Source organism: Haloleucobacter albus (assembly GCF_052492075.1).
Map to the genome: position 1 here is coordinate 182236 of NZ_JBQWAS010000026.1, position 16244 is coordinate 198479.

Annotated in this window: 14 protein-coding genes and 1 tRNA gene; 7 read left to right on the forward strand and 8 right to left on the reverse strand. The window is 60.2% G+C overall.

The features are described 5' to 3' along the window. Positions 1-63 precede the first annotated feature (63 nt). Positions 64-1173 (forward strand): anhydro-N-acetylmuramic acid kinase, encoded by a 1110-nt coding sequence (locus ACT6QH_RS09190; protein ID WP_444974520.1) that lies wholly within the window; start codon positions 64-66, stop codon positions 1171-1173. Positions 1174-1280: 107 nt separating this feature from the next. Here the strand turns inward: ACT6QH_RS09190 and ACT6QH_RS09195 are convergent, their stop codons facing one another. Then, positions 1281-1946 carry an alpha/beta hydrolase gene (locus ACT6QH_RS09195; protein WP_444974521.1) on the reverse strand — a complete coding sequence of 222 codons (666 nt, stop codon included), beginning with the start codon at positions 1944-1946 and terminating at the stop codon, positions 1281-1283. Between the two features lie 424 nt (positions 1947-2370). Between ACT6QH_RS09195 and ACT6QH_RS09200 the strand changes: the two genes are divergently transcribed. From ACT6QH_RS09200 to ACT6QH_RS09210, 3 genes are all read left to right on the forward strand, one after another. Further along, positions 2371-3549 (forward strand): cysteine desulfurase family protein, encoded by a 1179-nt coding sequence (locus tag ACT6QH_RS09200; protein ID WP_444974522.1) that lies wholly within the window; start codon positions 2371-2373, stop codon positions 3547-3549. 47 nt (positions 3550-3596) lie between these two features. Beyond that, positions 3597-3731 (forward strand): hypothetical protein, encoded by a 135-nt coding sequence (locus ACT6QH_RS09205; protein WP_444974523.1) that lies wholly within the window; start codon positions 3597-3599, stop codon positions 3729-3731. A 71-nt stretch (positions 3732-3802) separates the two neighbouring features. Beyond that, positions 3803-4150 carry an SUF system Fe-S cluster assembly protein gene (locus ACT6QH_RS09210; protein ID WP_444974639.1) on the forward strand — a complete coding sequence of 116 codons (348 nt, stop codon included), beginning with the start codon at positions 3803-3805 and terminating at the stop codon, positions 4148-4150. A 171-nt stretch (positions 4151-4321) separates the two neighbouring features. Here the strand turns inward: ACT6QH_RS09210 and ACT6QH_RS09215 are convergent, their stop codons facing one another. Further along, a complete protein-coding gene (locus tag ACT6QH_RS09215; protein ID WP_444974524.1) occupies positions 4322-7810 on the reverse strand; it encodes a sensor domain-containing protein in 3489 nt (1162 codons plus the stop codon). A gap of 428 nt (positions 7811-8238) precedes the next feature. On the opposite strand from ACT6QH_RS09215, the gene ACT6QH_RS09220 reads away from it, so the two are divergent. Further along, positions 8239-8646, forward strand: coding sequence for a HesB/IscA family protein (locus ACT6QH_RS09220; RefSeq protein WP_444974525.1), 408 nt, complete (start codon positions 8239-8241; stop codon positions 8644-8646). Positions 8647-8796: 150 nt separating this feature from the next. Continuing rightward, positions 8797-8881: transfer RNA gene (locus ACT6QH_RS09225), tRNA-Leu, on the forward strand. Between the two features lie 83 nt (positions 8882-8964). On the opposite strand, the gene ACT6QH_RS09230 is transcribed toward ACT6QH_RS09225, so the two are convergent. After that, positions 8965-9759, reverse strand: coding sequence for a hypothetical protein (locus tag ACT6QH_RS09230; RefSeq protein ID WP_444974526.1), 795 nt, complete (start codon positions 9757-9759; stop codon positions 8965-8967). Between the two features lie 212 nt (positions 9760-9971). Between ACT6QH_RS09230 and ACT6QH_RS09235 the strand changes: the two genes are divergently transcribed. Further along, positions 9972-10568, forward strand: coding sequence for a superoxide dismutase (locus ACT6QH_RS09235; RefSeq protein ID WP_444974527.1), 597 nt, complete (start codon positions 9972-9974; stop codon positions 10566-10568). 72 nt (positions 10569-10640) lie between these two features. On the opposite strand, the gene ACT6QH_RS09240 is transcribed toward ACT6QH_RS09235, so the two are convergent. The 5 genes from ACT6QH_RS09240 to ACT6QH_RS09260 form a co-directional block, all read right to left on the reverse strand. Continuing rightward, on the reverse strand, positions 10641-11636 hold the full coding sequence (locus ACT6QH_RS09240; RefSeq protein ID WP_444974528.1) for a zinc transporter ZntB: 996 nt from the start codon (positions 11634-11636) through the stop codon (positions 10641-10643). A gap of 17 nt (positions 11637-11653) precedes the next feature. Then, the gene (locus ACT6QH_RS09245; RefSeq protein ID WP_444974529.1) at positions 11654-12637 is read right to left on the reverse strand and encodes an amino acid ABC transporter substrate-binding protein; all 984 of its coding nucleotides are present in this window, start codon (positions 12635-12637) and stop codon (positions 11654-11656) included. 221 nt (positions 12638-12858) lie between these two features. After that, positions 12859-13635, reverse strand: a complete 777-nt coding sequence (locus tag ACT6QH_RS09250) for a ferredoxin--NADP reductase (protein ID WP_444974530.1) — start codon at positions 13633-13635, stop codon at positions 12859-12861. A 160-nt stretch (positions 13636-13795) separates the two neighbouring features. Continuing rightward, on the reverse strand, positions 13796-14701 hold the full coding sequence (gene rfbD / locus ACT6QH_RS09255) for a dTDP-4-dehydrorhamnose reductase (RefSeq protein WP_444974640.1): 906 nt from the start codon (positions 14699-14701) through the stop codon (positions 13796-13798). 117 nt (positions 14702-14818) lie between these two features. Further along, on the reverse strand, positions 14819-16225 hold the full coding sequence (locus ACT6QH_RS09260; RefSeq protein ID WP_444974531.1) for a cytochrome P450: 1407 nt from the start codon (positions 16223-16225) through the stop codon (positions 14819-14821). Positions 16226-16244 lie beyond the last annotated feature (19 nt).

The following is a 16244-nucleotide window of genomic DNA, read 5'->3' on the forward strand; positions in this document are numbered from 1 at the left end:
GAAAGATGGCTGGTGTAACAGTTCCTGTTCTGAATTGCATCAGCCAGAAAGTGGAACAGGCATATGCGCGTCGTGGGGCTCATGAGTGGCACCTCCATGGATGGGGTGGATGCGGCGCTGATTGATACGGATGGGCGGGATGTGTTCTGGCTTGGCCCAGCCATCACCCGGCCTTATGATGCCAGCATTCGCACGCTTCTGGTGGCCGCCATGGACGATGCGCGTGGCTTGAATGTGCGCACAGACAGGCCGGGCGCTCTGGCTGAGGCGGAAAGACGCATCACGGATCTCCACGCCGAAGCGGTGGAAGTGCTGTTGGCGTCTGTGCGGCTTTCACCTGCTGATATTGATCTGGTTGGCTTTCACGGCCAAACCGTTCTGCACCGGCCTGAAACCCGGTTGACCGTGCAGATCGGCGAAGCACAGCGCCTTGCCTCACGGCTGGGTGTGCCTGTCGTGGCGGATTTCCGGGCGGCGGATGTGGCGGCAGGCGGGCAGGGCGCGCCTCTGGTGCCGGTGTTTCACGCCGCGCTGGCAAGAAAACTGGGCGGGCCATGGCCGCTGGCGGTGCTGAATGTGGGGGGCGTGGCGAATGTTACCATCATCAGTCCCAATGCACCGCCCATCGCCTGTGATACCGGGCCGGGTAACGCGCTGCTGGATGATTTCATGATGGCACGCACGGGCCGTGCTTTTGATGCGGATGGCGCGACTGCCGCGCGCGGCCATGTGCATGAGGAGATTGTGGCGCGCCTGCTGGCGCATCCCTTCTTTCTTCAGCCTTCGCCCAAATCTCTGGACCGAAACGCTTTCCGGCTGTTTGCCGAAGAGCATGGCGGCCTTGAGGCTCTCTCGCTCGAAGATGGCGCGGCGACACTGACAGCGCTGACAGCGGCCACGGTCGCCAGTGTGTTACCGCATGTGCCGCAAGCGCCCCGACGCTGGATCATCGCCGGGGGCGGGGCGAGCAACCCCACGCTCTGCGCCATGCTGAGCCAGCGGCTGGGGATGTGCGTGGAGCCTGCGGATGCTGTGGGCTGGTCTGCTGATGCGTTGGAGGCGCATGCCTTTGGCTTTCTGGCGGCGCGCTCCAGATGTGGCTTGCCGCTCACCTTTCCCACGACGACAGGTATATCCTCTCCGGTATCCGGTGGGCGCATCTTCTATCCCTGAGGTTGTGGCAGGGAGAGAAGGCTGAGCAGAACGCCCGATTTATTCCATGAAAAAGGGCCGGAGAAGCTCCGGCCCTTGAGGCATCTCTGACCTGGACGGTTGATGCGTCAGTCCTCGCTCTCCACCTTGCGGGAGCCGGGCAGGCGCTTGTCCAGATAGGAGCCGACAATCTCCATCAACTCTTCGGTCTGGCCATCGAAGAAGTGGTTGGCACCATCCACCACCTGCTGTTCGATGACGATACCCTTCTGGGTCTTCAGTTTTTCCACCAGCGTGGCGACGGCGCTCGTGGGTACAACAGCATCCTTGCTGCCATGCACGAACAGGCCGGAAGACGGGCAGGGTGCAAGGAAGGAGAAGTCGTACAGATTGGCCGGCGCGGCGACAGAGAGGAAGCCTTCCACCTCGGGCCGGCGCATCAGCAACTGCATGCCGATCCACGCGCCGAAGGAGAAGCCGGCGATCCAGCAGGCGCGGGCATCCGGGTTGACGGATTGCGCCCAGTCAAGTGCGGCGGCGGCATCCGCCAGTTCACCTTGCCCATGGTCGAACGAGCCCTGTGAGCGGCCGACACCACGGAAGTTGAAACGAAGCACAGAGAAGCCGCGGTTCACGAACTGGTAGTATAGATTATACACCACCGGATTGTTCATCGTGCCGCCAAACTGCGGATGCGGATGAAGAATGATGGCGATGGGGGCATTGCGGGTCTTGGCGGGCTGGTAGCGGCCTTCAAGGCGCCCCTTTTCCCCCGGAAAGATGACTTCAGGCATATGTTTCCGCAACCTCTGGGTAGCAGTGCCGTGGGCAACGTGGCGAACTGGAACATCCCGCAACAGGCCGTGTGGGCAAGCCAGATGAGGCATCATTCAGGGCAGGGCTATACGGCCTCAGGCCAGGATAGCCCTGTGCTGTTGGGGTGATGCCTTGACACCGGGGCAGGTGCAACCTATCGCTCACGATCATTGCAGATTTTCTATCCGGCCCACATATGGCTCTTTAGGGTGGAGCCACGCGGCATGATAGAAATGGACGGAATTTTGCATATGCCTTATATTTTAGGCAATTGCAAGGGTGGCGTTATTAAGCCATGCGCCGAGCGGCAGATTATCCGGCTTTCGCCGTCGGGCATTGGCTGTTGCGCTGCGGATTGACGCGCACAGAATTGAACACGAGCGGAAGATGAGCGCAGAGGGTATGGCACGCAAGGCAGGACGTCGGGTGTATCTCGACCATAACGCCACGGCCCCGCTGCGCCCGCAGGCGCGCCAGGCGGCTCTGTCCTGTCTGGAGGGGCCGGGCAACGCATCCTCCGTCCATGCGGAGGGACGTGCAGCGCGCGCCATTCTGGAGAGGGCGCGCACTCATGTCGCCCATCTTGCGGGGGCGGAAAGCCGCTGTGTGGTGTTCACCTCCGGGGCAACGGAAGCGCTGGCGCTAGGGCTGCACCCCTCTCCTGAAATGGATGGGCAATTTGCGCAGTGTGATATTCTTCTGGCCAGCGCCGTGGAACATCCCGCTGTGCTGCGTGGCCATCGCTTCGCGGAGATGGAAACGCTGGCTGTGGATTCGCGTGGCCGGCTGGATCTGGATGCACTGGAAAGCGCCTTGAAGCGCCATGCCGCAGCGGGCCGCAGGGCCATGGTGGCGGTGATGGCGGCCAATAATGAAACCGGCGTGCTTCAGCCTGTTGCGGAGGCTGCGCGCCTGAGCCGGGCGCATGATGCGCTTGTTTTGTGTGATGCCGTGCAGGCCGCAGGGCGCATGAAGCTGGATATGTCGGTGCTGGATGTAGACTTTCTGAGTCTTTCCGCGCACAAGATCGGCGGCTTGCAGGGTGCGGGTGCATTGGTGCTGGCGCGCGCGGGGCATCGCCCACTTGCGATGCTGGCCGGTGGCGGGCAGGAGCGCGGCCGGCGCGCTGGCACTGAAAACGTGCCGGCTTGTGCGGCCTTCGGCGCTGCTGCTGCAACAGCGCTGGCGGATCTGGAAACGGAAGCGCTGCGCCTTTCCGCCCTGCGGGACAGGTTGGAGCGTGAAATCGTTGACTCGCTGCCCGGTGTACGGGTTATGGGTGCAGGGGCCGAAAGGCTGCCCAACACCACCCTTCTGACCTTTGAGGATGTGCGGGCCGAAACGCTGGTGATTGCGCTGGATCTGGCGGGTATCAGCATCAGTTCCGGCTCTGCCTGTTCCTCCGGCAAGGTGGGTGCATCCCATGTGCTGGCGGCCATGCAGGTTCCGGCGGAATGGGCAGGCGGGGCAATACGCCTCTCGCTGGGTTGGTCCAGTTGTGAGGATGATGTGGATCTGGCGGTAGAAGCCTTCAGGAAGGTTGTGCCGCGAGTGAGAGGTCGCTCCATACGGGCGGCGTGAGACTTGACCCGCGGGCCTTGACCCCGCGCGGGAGAGGAGAAGACAAGATGCGAGCCGTTCGGGAGATCGCCATCGCAAAGGGCGATATGTGCCGGCACAAGGACCAGATTTCCGCCATGCCGTTGCGGGCCGCAGGGTGCCATGCCCTGTGGGCTTCCACCTTCCAGACGCGGGAGCTGTAGGCATGAGCGAGGTTCATATGACGGATGCGGACCCTCACAAGCAGGGTGTGCCCCCCAAGGCTGGCGAAGAGATGCAGGCCGAGGTTTCCAGTGCGGCGGTTGCTGGTGAAGAGCTTTCCCAGCTCACGGATGCCATCGTGGATGCGCTGAAGAGCGTTTATGACCCGGAAATTCCGGTTGATATCTATGAGCTGGGGCTGATCTACAAGGTCGATATTGCCGATGATCGGATGGTGACGGTGGAAATGACCCTGACCACGCCCAATTGTCCGGCAGCGGCCCAGTTGCCCAGCATGGTGGAAAGCGCCGTGGCGGCAGTGCCGGGGGTTTCCGGTGCGCGGGTTGAAATCACTTTTGATCCGCCTTGGGATCAAAGCCGCATGTCGGAAGAGGCGCGGTTGACCCTGAATCTGTGGTGAACTGGTCGGTTGTCTGGTTCAGAATGTAAAGCGCCGGGTGGCCCATATCAGGGCGACCCGGCGCTTTTTATTTTTAATATGCAAGGGTAGGGCGCTTCAGTTTCTCGCCCCACCATGGTGCTCGCCCGGCTTTGTCCTTGCGGGCTCCGCCAAGCCGTGCTGTGAGCGGCTTCATGCCTTGGGAAAGGGCAGGCCCTCTGCGGTGAGCTTTTCCAGAATATCCACCGGCTGGGGGCGGCTGAACAAATAGCCCTGCCCCAGATCGCAGCCATGGGTGCTGAGGAAGCGATACTGCTCTTCAGTCTCGATCCCTTCCGCCACAACCTCCAGCCCCAGCGCACGCGCCACGGCGATGATGGCATCTGCAATCTCGCTGTCTGCGACAGAGCGGGGCAGATCGTGCACGAAGCTATGGTCGATCTTCAGCTTGGTGATGGGGAAGCGTTTGAGATAGCCAAGCGAGGAGTATCCGGTGCCGAAATCATCCAGCGCCAGCCTGACACCCATGGCGTGCAGGCTTTCGCATTTCTTTTCGGCTTCGGCGCGGCTGTCAAACAGAACGCTTTCCGTAATCTCGATTTCCAGCCGTTGTGGGGGCAGGCCGGCATTTTCCAGAACCTTTTCCACCCACTGGCAGAGATTGTCACGGTTGAACTGGCGTGGAGACAGGTTGACGGCGACATAATCGCAGACCTTCCCATCCTTCAGCCATTGGGCCATCTGGCGGCAGGCTTCTTCCATCACCCAATCGCCGAGAGGCACGATCAGGCCGGTTTCTTCGGCCAGAGGAATGAAGTGTCCGGGCATGACAAGGCCCTGATTGGGTTTTTGCCAGCGCACCAGCGCTTCCACGCCACGCACTTTGCCGTTCGCCAGCTCCACAAGGGGCTGGTAATGCAGGACGAATTCATTGCGGATCAGCGCACGGCGCAGATCGCTTTCCAGCTCCACACGGGTCTTGGCTTCCTGCGTGAGGCCCTGCGTATAATAGCTGTAGGTGCCGCGCCCATTGGCCTTGGCCTCGGAGAGGGCGGAATTGGCATGCTGGATCAGATGCTGGGCTGTTGCGGCATCATCAGGATAAATGCTGATGCCGATGCTGGCGCCGACATAAACTTCCTGACTATCGCCCAGAATATAGGGTTGGGCGAGCGTGGAAATGATCTGCTGGGCAACGATTCCGGCTTCGTCTGGAGACTTCATGGCTTCCAAGATGACAAGGAATTCATCCGCGCCATACCGGCCCAGAACTGCGTTGGAGTTCAGAATATTGCGCATCCGGTCTGCCGAGGTGCGCAACACTTGATCGCCGGCGAGGTGGCCAAAGCTTTCATTGATGGTTTTGAAGCGATCAAGATCCACACATAGCACGGCGCACTGGGCTTCGTTCCGGTTCACGGCATGGTCAAGAAGCGAGGCCAGTAGTGTGCGGTTCGGCAGATCCGTGAGCGGATCAAAATGGGCCATATGATCCAGCGCCAGCTCGGAGCGCTTGATTTCGGTGATGTCATGGAAGGCGCCGACAAAGTTTTGCGGCGCGCCATTTTCATCATAGGCGGTGCTGATGGAAAGATGCTCCAGAATGACGACGCCATCCTTGCGCCGATTCCAGATTTCGCCTTCCCAGCTCCCCTTCTTGTGCAGATGCCTCCACATATCGGCATAGAAGTGGCGATCATGTCGGCCGGAGTGCATCAGGCGCATGCTGCGGCCAATGACATCCGCTTCATCATAGCCGGTGATGCGTGTGAAGGATGGATTGACGGTGGAAATCCTGCCTTCAAGATCTGTGACGACGATACCCTCGCGGGAGTTGCTGAACACGGCTGCGGCCAGACGAAGACGCCGTTCTGTCTGCTTGCGTTCCGTAATATCGGCCAGAAGGCCGACAAGCCGGCGCAAACGGCCATTTTCATCCCGGTTGCCAAACCCGCGGATGCGCACTTCGCGATACTCCGTCTCACCCTTGAGCATGCGCAACTCGCATTCGAACAGCGAGCTGTTTTGAGCCTGCAATCGCCGCCAGGCATCACGGAAGACGGGTTTGTCCTCCGGGTGAATCAGGCGTGACCAGATGTCGAACAGGTTGAGGGGCATGTCTTCCGGCAGATCCAGAAGCAAGCGGCATCGCGGTGAAAGATAAAGGCCGAGGGTTTTGCGATCCCAGTCCCATACGCCTTCTTCCGTGCCTGCAACGGCCAGCTCGAACCTTTCGCGACTTTCGCGAAGCTCTTCCTCCTGGGCGCGTCGGGCGGAAATATCCTGAAAGACAATGATGAAATAATCAGGTGCGCCATTCTCGTCGCGTGCGAGAGAGGTCGTGCAGGCCAGCCAGATGGGAGACCCATCCTTGCGGATATAGCGTTCCTCAAGGATGCTGTAGGGCAGGTGTCCATCCAGAACCTTCTGGCGCGCGGCTTTGACATGGACTGCGGCTTCTGGCGAGAGATAGCGCACGCATACATCGCCCTGTATCTCTTCACGCTTGTAACCCATCATGTTGCAGAGGGTCTGGTTCACGCGCAGCAGAACGTGATCCATGCTGACATGGGCGATACCCACAGCGGCTTGTTCGAAAGTCGCGCGGAAACGCGCCTCGGAACGCCGCAGGGCGTTGGCCTGCGCCAGCATGCGCTGGCTGGCGCGACTTTGCTGGCTTTGCCGTATTGCGACACCGACAGCCAGAACCAGCAGAAAGGCCAGCCCCGCAATGGCGACAGATAGCGCCATGACCATGCGCGTGGTCTGCAACACTTCATTCTTGTCGACCTTGGCAATCAGCTTGCCCGGAATGCCGGGAATATCCTGCTGTACAGCCAGCACCGACCGCCCTTTATGGTCATAACCCAGGGCGGGCATGAGAGAGATGTCTTCAGGGGCATCGGCCGGCGCGGCAAAATCATACACCCCATGCTCCACATGGGTGGAAAGGGGCTTGAGGGAGGGATCACGCTGGGGGGTTGAGATGATCCAGCGATCATTATCTTCCTGCCGCATGACGAACAGATCTGCCGTGCGGGAGGTGCGCATGGCACGGGCAAGAGAGGTATACAGCGTGTCGTTCAGCGCAGCTTCCGTGAGAAGCGCTGCATGCAGGGGCGCATGATCGTCTTTCTGGATCAGGAGCGGCATGACAAGGGCGGTGAGATACTGCCCATTATGCGCCCGCCACGCCGGCACCATCACCGGACGTCCGGTCTTGATGGCTTTCTTGATGAATTGCGGCAGATTGCGCGGATTTTCCGCCTGCAACATCACGCCCGTGATGCGCCGGGCCTGATCGTCAAAAAGCTGGAGATCCGCAAAATCGAATGTGCGTTGGAAATGGGAAAGACGTGTGCGAATGGCCTCACGCGCATTTTCCTCCCCTGTCTGCTCCCATTCCACAAGGCTTTTTTGCAGATTGGGGTCAGAAGCAACAGCCTTTGTCGAGAGAATGCGCTGGCGCACGCGGTCTGTGATGGCCTGGGCCTGGAATTCCGCCAAAGCGCTGAGCACACGCTGATTATCGAGCAGAATGCTCGTTGAGGCAGAGATATAGGCATAGGCCACAATGGCAATAATACCGCACCCCAGCAGCACGATGGCAGCAAGCGGCAGGGCGCTTGAGCGCAGGGGGGATTTATGCCGGAGCGAGAGCTTGGACAAAAGCTGAGACATGAAGTCCGCGTCGAGGAGTCGGTGCATCAGGGCAATAAAAGATAACACCCCTAGGGGGTAGTATTGGTTCCGGCAGAGCCGGAGGAATTATGCAGGGCTGTTCTCAAATGTGCTCCCGAGAATATTCGGCCGCCTTAGAATCGTGAAGTAAGCCAGAGCTGATAGCAGGCTTGCAGTTTATAGCAATGCGGAGCATCCTCAATACGAAAATTTGTTTGCTGACAACAAGTTCTCCTCATGTCAGCCATGCGGCAATCTGTGGTGTGCCGGGTGGTGGGGCTGCTGCTTTCGGAAGGGGATGTGGCGGCTATGATTGAAACGTTTCAATGAAACGCGGTTCCGTTCGTCCGGGCTTGCCGAAATGCGATGGATCACCCATTTGAAGACGATGATGGAAGTGGCCTTCCGCCACGTTCTGGAGGGTTCTGATGAGCGAGATCACCGTATCCGGTTCGCAAAAGCGTACGCCCCCGCCCATATTGCGCATTACGGATGCTGCCGCCGAGAGGTTGAAGGCGCTGCTCTCGGAGCAGGATGATGATGAACTGCTGGTTCGCCTCGGGGTGGAAAAGAGCGGATGCGCCGGCATGGCTTACACCATGGATTACACCGACGAAATCAGCCCTTATGATACAGTGGTGGATGACAAGGGCGTGCGCGTGGTGATTGACGCCAAGGCGCTGATGTTTCTGCTGGGCACGGAAATGGATTTCAAGACCGATAAGATGTCGGCGCAGTTCGTGTTCAATAATCCCAATCAGGTCTCGGCCTGTGGGTGCGGTGAATCCGTCTCCATCACGCCGGTGGATCCGGCATCCTGCCCGCGCAACGCCTGATGGATGAGATGCGGGGACGTGCAGGCGGCGGAGCCGGTGTGTCTCAGGCTGCCCGCTCGTGTGTTTCTGGTCGCAAATAGTGAAAAACTGCCACAGAAATGCGGCTGCCTGTTGGTGTCTTGCGGTGAGTGCGGCTAGAAGAAACAACAGGCGGACGTGGCGGAACTGGTAGACGCAAGGGACTTAAAATCCCTCACCTCCGGGTATACGGGTTCGACCCCCGTCGTCCGCACCACATGCTGATCTGGGCTTTAGAAAATGGGGTGCCTGCCTGAAATTTCAGGCAGGCACATGTTCCGCGCGGCCTATAAAGGGCGATCAGCGGTTTTGCGCTTTTGCCACATGGTCCCGCAGTTCATGCAGGGAAGAAAACCGCACCACGCCATCTGGAAGATCAGCCTGGATGGAGCCATCCGAATACAGCGTATAAGCCATACCACCCACAATGCCGGATTTCAGAATGCGGGGTTCTGCTTCGGCGTTTTCTTCGCTGTCGCTCTCTGCGCTATTGACAGAGAGGCGAACGGGAGGGGGCTCCATGGTGCGGGAAGGGCGCAATTGAGGTTCTGGAGAGCGTTCGGCATCGCTTTCAGCCGTTGACGGGCTGGGGGCTTCCATTTCAGCTGCGGATGCAGGCTCTTTCGCCGCGTCATTTTCGCTTTCGGTCGTCCTGGTGGCTCTGGCGCGCAAATAGGGCGGCAGACGGGAGGAGGCCTGCGGGGCGTCGTTCTCCTGCTCGGCCTCTTCCTGTGTGCGGGAGGCTTCGAACTGAACGGGCTTGTCCTCGACGGAGGCAGCGGGTTCCGGGGCCATCTGGGGAGCAGGAGCGATGAACCGGGGCTCATCCTCGGAGCCACTGTCTGAAAGCTCGAATTGCCGCTTTGATACCAGATCTTCCAGCCGCTGGTTCAGCCGCTCAAGCTGGCGCAGCACCAGCCCCATGGCGATGATGATGAAGCCGCCAGAGGCCGCCACTGCGCCTGTGGTGACCAGCGCATTGCCAAATGTCGTGACGAAGATGGAGATGCCGATAGCAACCACGGCAAGCCCCGCCACGGCTATCAACAGGCCCAGAAGGACAAGGAACCACCACATCTCGTTACTCCGTTGCATGTTCCGGCATCTGGCCGTTTGAACCACGAACGCCGCTGACCCACAAATCGGCATCAGCATGGTTGTTTGGCGGCGGACTCCGCCCTATCTAGATCTTAGCTCGGACGCGAGACCGCTCCGCGGTATCGGCCGGGCGCATCACGTCCCGAGGGCTCCTCAGTTCAGCAACCTTGCCCCGGGCACGACGCCAGATCGCTGAGCGGAGACGTTTCATGTCTTTTACCCTGCCTGACCTGCCTTACGCTTACGATGCTCTCGCCCCCTATATGTCGCGCGAGACCCTCGAATACCATCACGACAAGCATCATCTTGCTTATGTCAATAATGGCAACAATCTCCTAAAGGGAACTGAATTTGAAGGAAAATCCCTTGAAGAGGTTGTGAAGGGCTCTTTCGGCAAGAATGCGGGCCTCTTCAACAATGCGGGCCAGCACTATAACCATCTGCACTTCTGGTCGTGGATGAAGCCCAATGGCGGCGGCGCCATTCCCGGTGAGCTGGAAAAGAAGATCATTGAAGATTTCGGCTCTGTCGAGAAGTTCAAGGAAGATTTCATCAATGCCGGCGTCACTCAGTTCGGCTCTGGCTGGGCCTGGCTTTCGCTGAAGGATGGCAAGCTCGAAATCTCCAAGTCTTCCAATGCCGAGAACCCGCTGGTTCACGGTGCCACTCCGATCCTCGGCGTGGATGTGTGGGAGCACTCCTACTACATTGATTACCGCAATCGCCGCCCTGATTACATGAAGGCGTTTGTCGAGAATCTCGTGAACTGGGATTACGTGGCCGAGCTGTACAGCAAGGCTGTGTGATCGGCCATTTCGGCCACACCGATCAGCCCCGCCCTTTCCGGGCGGGGTTTTTCTTTGTCTGTGGGCGAAAAGTCAGATCCAGCGCAGGCGGCGGAAGGCCCAGAGGAAGAAAAGGCCGAGCAGAACCAGAATCACGCTGACAATCCAGAAGCCTTCACCGTCATCATTGCCGGGAATGCCGCCCACATTCATGCCGAACATGCCGGAAATGAGAGTGAGGGGGGCGAACACCACTGTCACCACGGCCAGAACCAGCATGGACTGGTTCATTTGTTCGGCCCGCCGGTCCACCATCTGATCGCGGATCACGGCGGCGCGTTCGCGCACGCTATCCAGTTCTTCTGCAAAGCGGGTCACGCGGTCGGCCGCATCGCGCAGGCGGTTCCTGTCCTTTGGGCCGAGCCAGTCATCATCTTCGAGCGAGAACTGGTTCAGCGCCTCACGCTGGGGCGCAATATGACGGCGCAGCTTGATGGCCACACGGCGCAGAACGGCAATCTGTGGCAGAAGTTCGGAACTTTCCGCCTTCAGAACATCATCCTCCAGCTCATCGGCATGATCAATGAGATTGGTGACGACCACATCCATGCGGTCCACCAGTCGCATGGCCAGTTCGGCGACAAATTCGCCCTGAGTGCGGGGGCAGCGCCCTCTTTCCAGACTGTCTTCATAATCGGCGATTGCCGAAAGCGCCTCATGCTGCACCGAGATGACACGCTGCGGATCAACCCACAGATGCATGGTGATGAGCTCTTCCGGCAAGGCATTGCGGGGCAGGTTGACGCCGCGCAGGGAGAGCAGAGCGCCATCAGCAAAGAAGACGCAGCGAGGGCGGGCTTCCGGCTCCTGCATGGCTTCAACTGCGGAAGGATCAATGCCGCTTTCCCGCCTCAGCCAATATTGCGGCATATGCTCGATATGGCGGAAATGCAGCCAGCGAAAGCCATCTTCGGGAACAGGGCGGTTGTGAATATCCGCCCAGCCTATGCGCTTGCCTGTGCCTTTGCCGTCAAATTCCCAGGCAGTGAGAAGGCCCTCCATCTCCATCCCGGTCACGATGTTTGCCACAGGCTGTCTCCCCTGCCTCAGTTCGGCACACCATTGATGATGAACAGGGCATTGAGGAACTGATCCGGCGGAAATTCGCCGAAGGTACGGGCAAGAATGCCGTGAACCCGCTCAGAGCGGTAGAGGTTGGCCAGCGTGCCGTCAACCAGCGTGCGGAACTGGGTATCGCCGCGCGGCAGGGCCAGTGCGTAGGTCTCGAAGGTGAAATACTGGTCGGCCAGCGCCAGTTGATCGGAATAGGGGCTGTTGGTGAGCAGGAAATTGAGAATGCCGCGATCTGCGAAATAAGCGTCCAGCTTGCCTTCGGACAGCATGCGCAGGCCCTCAGGATGGCTGTTGACCGGCGTGACATCGGCTTGCAGGTGCATTTCCTGCAACGTCGTGCGCAGGGTATTTGCTGTCGTGGTGTTTTTCAGCACCCCCACCTTGCGCCCCTGAAGATCTTCTAGGCTTTGCACGGGCTTGTCACGGGTCACCACGCTGGCGCCATCCAGAAAGGTCGGCAGGGAAAAATCGACCATGGTGCGGCGGGACATGGTCATGGAGGTGGGCTCGCACAGAATATCGACCTTGCCGTCACGCACGGCCTTCAGCCGGTCTTCTGCGGAAACCTCGATATATTGCACATCCATTTGCGGCATTTTCAGCGTGCTCTGGACATTGCGCGCCACCTCGCGGCAGATATCGACCATATAGCCGGAGACTTTGCCATCCTTGTCGACATAGGAATAGGGTGGGGCGGCGTGGCGGTGGCCGATGCGGAATGTTCCGGTTTCCTTCACGCGTTGTAATGTGGGCATGCGCTCTGTTGCGGGCTTGGCGCTCTGGGCCGCAGTGCCCTGCGCCAGAGCGGGCGATGAGGCCAGAAAGGCGGCTGAAAGCGCGCAGAAGCCGGCCAGGGCAGGGCCAAGCAGAAGGGTTGCCGCCGTGCGCTTGCCTCGCAATTTGGCCCGCAGGCCAGTGGGGAGCGCAGAACCGATCTTCGGCAGCATCGTCATCATGGGTGCTTCCTTCATCACAGGGCTGGCAGATGCCGCGCAATCCGATTCCACGGCCCCTTTGGGGGCGCATGCTGCCATTGCGAGGGGAAATTGGCCACAGGCAAGCTGTAGGTTCTGTGGCGGAAGTGCTGGAAAAGCCCGCAAAAAACGGGGCGCGCTTGCAGCTTGAGCCTCGCAGGGAGGATTGAAAGCGGCGCATACATGTTGCGCCGCCCCTATGCTCAACGCTCGACGAAGGCTTTTTCAATCACGAAATGGCCCGGTTCATTCTGGCTGCCTTCCTTGAAGCCGCGCTGCTCGAGAATCTGCACCATATCCTTCAGCATTTCCGGGCTGCCACACAGCATGAAGCGGTCTTCTTCCGGGGAAATGACGGGCAGGCCGATATTCGAAAACAGCTTGCCGGATGTGATGAGATCTGTAATGCGGCCCTGATTGCGGAACGGCTCGCGGGTCACTGTGGGGTAATATATCAGCTTCTGCTTCACCTCATCGCCGATATATTCGTTCTCCGGCAATTCACGGGTGAAGAAATCTTCATAGGCCAGTTCTCCCACCGTGCGGGTGCCATGCACGAGAATGATCTTCTCGAAACGCTCATAAGCATCCGGGTCTTTCGTCACGGAGAGGAAGGGGGCAAGGCCGGTGCCGGTGGAGAGCAGGTACAGCCGCTTGCCCGGCAGCAGGCTATCCTGCACCAGTGTGCCGGTGGGCTTGCGACCGACCAGAATCTTGTCGCCCACCTTCAGATGTTGCAGGCGGGAGGTGAGGGGGCCATTTTGTACCTTGATGGAGAAGAACTGGAGATCTTCCTCATAATTGGCGCTGGCCATGGAGTAGGCGCGCAGCAAAGGCTTTCCCTCCACCATTAGGCCAATCATGGTGAACTGGCCATTCAGAAAGCGGCAGCCCTGATCGCGCGTGGTGGTGAAGGAAAACAGATTCTCTGTCCAGTGATGGACGCTTTTGACGGTTTCTTCGTTGAAGTTCTTGCTCATCTCACTGTCCGCTGGCGCGCGGAGCGCTCTGGATTGCGCTCTTATTTCGCATAAAATTTATGTTTAATTATTAATTTCACTTTATACGATGTTCATCGCAAACAGAAGGGCGCCCGGCCGCGCCAGCGGTTATTTGATGCAAAATGAGCCGGAAAAGCGCTCAGGGCGTATTGGCAGGGGGCTGAAGGGTGGCCACCACTTCGCGCACGCGCTGTTGCCAGGGGGCCGCACGCAGCCCGAAATGCCGCTCAAACAAATCACTCGCCAGTTCGGAATTGGCCGGGCGGTGGGCCGGAGTGGGGTAATCTGCTGTGGTGATGGGGGCCACTTCCGGCTTGCGGCCGGTATAGGGGGCTGCGGCTTCGATGATGGCGCTGGCGAAGCCGTGCCAGGTGGTGGCACCTGTGCCGGCGAAATGATAGGTGCCCCAGCGGGCATCTCCGCGCACGGCGGAATGGGCCGCAGCCAGCAGCGCCATGGCGATATCCGCGGTGGCGGTGGGGCAGCCGCGCTGATCGGCCACCACGGTCAGCCGGTCCCGCTCTGCGGCCAGACGCAGCATGGTTTTCAGGAAATTGTTGCCGTGCTGACCATAGACCCAGGCCGTGCGCAGGATGATATGGCGTTCCATCGCCGCCCGTACGGCTGCTTCGCCCGCCGCCTTGGTGCGTCCGTAAACGCCCAGGGGGGCGATGGGGTCGCTCTCCACATAGGCCGAAGGCTTGGTGCCATCGAATACATAATCTGTCGAGATATGCAGCAGGGGAATGCGCGCATGGGCGCAACGCTCGGCAATCAGCCCCGGTGCAATGGCATTGATGCGCGCTGCCCGCTCCGGCTCACTCTCGGCCTTGTCCACGGCGGTGTAGGCAGCGGCGTTGATGAGAACATCCGGCTGGCTGGTTTCAATGGCGCGGGCCACGGCGGCGGGGTCTGTAATATCCAGCGCGGCATGGTCCAGTGCCGTGAGCTTGTGGCCCTGCGTGCGTGCCAGAGCCGAAATCTCGCGCCCGACCTGTCCGCCTGCGCCGAAAAGAAGAATGTGCATGGCCTCAGCTTCCGCAATGAATGTTGTCTTCCTTTACCCGAGACCATGGTGCGGATGAAACCGGATTCACTGGCGGAAGGCCGGAAAGAAATGACGCCGGCTTGCTGCTTCCATTCCTGCCCGTGGGGCAAGCTGTCAGTGCGGCTGATCCATGCCGGCTTTCGGACGCGCTGGGCGCGGCAGTATGCGCAGCACAATGGCCGGGCTGGGACGGTTGGAAAGCCGGGCGAGTGGAACTGGCTCCGGCCCCCCGGCCAGAACCAGCCGGGTGGAGCCCAGAATTTGTGCTGCCATGTGCCGGATGAACTTGAGATGCAGATTTGCGCCGGCTGAGGGAAGAAGCGCGGAATGAGGGGCTTCGTCCGGTGGCTTTAGCCAGCGTTCCGGTAGAAAGCGGGAATGGGCTGCGCCCGCAGGGCCTGCCTGCACCAACAGGCGCGGGCAAATGACCACGAACGCATCCGCAGGCAGGCTGTGCGGCCCGAGCGTGACCGGGCTTCGCGTCTGCCATGCCAGAAGGGTGGGGGCGGGATGAAGACGCAGGGTTTCCTGCGTTAGAGCCTCCAGCGTTGTCGCTGCATCATGGTTCTCAAAACGGCGATCCGGTGCGCCATCCAGTGCGGGCTCCGCGCCCACAGCCTGTGCCGCGCCTTCCTGCATCATCTGGTCGCGCGCCAGTTCATAGGCCAGCCAGCACAGGGGCGCGCCGATGCCGTCCATTCCACCCACAAGCGCACTGGTCAGCAGATCCACGGCGCGTTCTGCCGGCAGCGTTGTTTGGGCCAGAAGATGCGGCAAGGGGGCGGTGGCCGTAGCCGGGTCTTGCAGGGCAGGGAGGAAACGGGCGGCCACCATCTGCCGCATCTGCTGTGCAAGTGGAGTGAGCCTCATGGCCTGCACAAGTCGCATCCGTCCGGTATCACCCGGCCGGGCCAGAAGCAGCGGCAGGGGATTGGCCTGCTGCAAATAACGCGCGGCCAGAGCCGCAAAGCGCAGTCCTTCTTGAGGGGTGAAGCGGGTATCAAGCAGCCCGGTGCTGATGAGATCCAGTGCCAGACGAAACAGATCGGCCCCCACCGGCGTGGGTTTGCCTTTGCGCGCCAGCCACCCCTTGAGAGTATGCTCTGTCAACCTTTGGGTGGTGGCGAGAATCCGGGCTTCATCCATCTCTGCGAAGGTCCGGCTCAGCAATGGATCTGCCGGCTGTGCCGGATTCAGCGTGCCGGGTTCAGCGCCAGCCTGTGAAGTGAGGGGAGCGAGCAGCGCATTCAGTTCCGCCGCCGGGGAAAGGTCTGCGCCGGGGTTGACCATCAGGGATTGGGCCTGCATCGCCCCATGCACCAGAAGCAGGGGGCGGAAGGGCAGGGCGTAGAGGGTGAACCCCTCATCCTTCCGCGCCTCTTCACCATGTCGGGGCACCTGGAAGGGCGCCAGTATTGCCGGCAACTCACCCGATAATAGGGCCGCCAGACGCACGCCGCCCGGTAGAGGACCGAGCAGACTGGCCAGCCTGTGCATGTAAAAACGGGTCAGGGGGCGCATGGCGCCGCTCCTTCAGGCT

Excerpts from the sequence above, each read along its gene's own strand:
- ACT6QH_RS09190 (WP_444974520.1), top strand. The coding sequence starts at position 64 with ATGCGCGTCGTGGGGCTCATGAGTGGCACCTCCATGGATGGGGTGGAT.
- ACT6QH_RS09195 (WP_444974521.1), bottom strand. The coding sequence starts at position 1,946 with ATGCCTGAAGTCATCTTTCCGGGGGAAAAGGGGCGCCTTGAAGGCCGC.
- ACT6QH_RS09200 (WP_444974522.1), top strand. The coding sequence starts at position 2,371 with ATGGCACGCAAGGCAGGACGTCGGGTGTATCTCGACCATAACGCCACG.
- ACT6QH_RS09205 (WP_444974523.1), top strand. The coding sequence starts at position 3,597 with ATGCGAGCCGTTCGGGAGATCGCCATCGCAAAGGGCGATATGTGCCGG.
- ACT6QH_RS09210 (WP_444974639.1), top strand. The coding sequence starts at position 3,803 with ATGCAGGCCGAGGTTTCCAGTGCGGCGGTTGCTGGTGAAGAGCTTTCC.
- ACT6QH_RS09215 (WP_444974524.1), bottom strand. The coding sequence starts at position 7,810 with ATGTCTCAGCTTTTGTCCAAGCTCTCGCTCCGGCATAAATCCCCCCTG.
- ACT6QH_RS09220 (WP_444974525.1), top strand. The coding sequence starts at position 8,239 with ATGAGCGAGATCACCGTATCCGGTTCGCAAAAGCGTACGCCCCCGCCC.
- ACT6QH_RS09230 (WP_444974526.1), bottom strand. The coding sequence starts at position 9,759 with ATGCAACGGAGTAACGAGATGTGGTGGTTCCTTGTCCTTCTGGGCCTG.
- ACT6QH_RS09235 (WP_444974527.1), top strand. The coding sequence starts at position 9,972 with ATGTCTTTTACCCTGCCTGACCTGCCTTACGCTTACGATGCTCTCGCC.
- ACT6QH_RS09245 (WP_444974529.1), bottom strand. The coding sequence starts at position 12,637 with ATGATGACGATGCTGCCGAAGATCGGTTCTGCGCTCCCCACTGGCCTG.
- ACT6QH_RS09250 (WP_444974530.1), bottom strand. The coding sequence starts at position 13,635 with ATGAGCAAGAACTTCAACGAAGAAACCGTCAAAAGCGTCCATCACTGG.
- ACT6QH_RS09260 (WP_444974531.1), bottom strand. The coding sequence starts at position 16,225 with ATGCGCCCCCTGACCCGTTTTTACATGCACAGGCTGGCCAGTCTGCTC.